This is a genomic window from Falsiroseomonas oryzae (genome assembly GCF_027856955.1).
Lineage (GTDB): Bacteria > Pseudomonadota > Alphaproteobacteria > Acetobacterales > Acetobacteraceae > Falsiroseomonas > Falsiroseomonas oryzae.
The window spans coordinates 1-1087 of sequence record NZ_JAPSMD010000855.1 but is presented as its reverse complement, the minus strand read 5'-3'; the positions used below and the strand labels follow the sequence as shown (position 1 = coordinate 1087).

The following is a 1087-nucleotide window of genomic DNA, read 5'->3' as shown; positions in this document are numbered from 1 at the left end:
GGCCGGGCCGCCGCCCACCACCAGCACGTCGGCCACCGCATGCACCGGGATCTCGCGCGCTGCCTCGGTCACCGTCAGCCCGGTGGGGGCGCGGCGGCGGCCGGGGTCGCGGCCGGAGAAGACCTCGGAGCGGAAGATCAGCCGTCCGCCTTCGTTGTCCTGGAGCGAGCCCATGGTCTGCCTATAGCGAAGCCCGCGCGCGCCGCCCACCGGCTTTGCGGGGCGGGGCGGGGCAACTATGGTGCGCAGCCATGCGCAACCTGTTGCAGGACGTGGATCGCGACCGGCTGGTCGCGCCGCTGGCCGGTCTCGCCGCCGAGGTGACGGTGGCCGGCGCGCCCCATCGCGCCCTGGCGGAGGCCGAAGGCAGCGCCTTCTTCCCTGCCGAGGCGAATGCCCGCGCGGTGGAACTGCTGCTGCTGCCCGGCGTGCGGGAGGCGAACCAGGCGCTGTCCGACGCCGTGCTGGACTTCGTGATGGCGATGGCGGAGCAGGCGCCGGCCAGCCGCCGCGCGGTGGCCGGCCTGCTGGACCTGCGCAGCGAGGATCCGCACGCCTTCGAGGTGATCACCCCCTTCCACCGGCTGACCGGCGATCTCTCGCGCGGGGAGATCCGGCAGGAGCCGCGCGGCCTCGGCAGGCTCGCACTGCGCCATACCGGCAACCTGGTGGAGTTCGTCGCCGGCCGGCACCGGACCTGCGCCGATGTCGAGGACGCCATCACCGGCTGCGCGGTGGAGCGGCGCGGCGCGGCGATGGTGCTGCGCTTCGCCGCCGCGATCCGCGGCCAGGCCGGCTTCTTCGCCCCGCGCGAGGTCGAGGCCGGCACGCTCGAGACGGAATACGAGGTGCGTCCCGACACGCCGGTGCTGCGCGTCACCACCCGCTTCACCGCGGCGCGCCGGCTTTCGCGCGTCCGCGTGACGACGGCGCTGGATGCGCTGGAGGAGGAAGGGCTCGGCGCCACCGCCGCGCGGCTGCTCGAAGGCTCGGCCTGGCGCGACGTTGCGCCGCCCGCGGCACCGGGCGCGCTGCGCTGGGTGGCCGGCGAGCCGGTGGGGCATGTGGCGATCGGCCGTGCCGGCTG

1 protein-coding gene is annotated in these 1087 nt (G+C 75.7%); it reads left to right on the top strand.

Annotated elements, in window-relative coordinates:
• Positions 1 to 251 precede the first annotated feature (251 nt).
• The coding region (locus OZN99_RS32225) for a hypothetical protein (protein WP_270939265.1) at positions 252 to 1087 on the top strand (836 nt) is incomplete at its 3' end.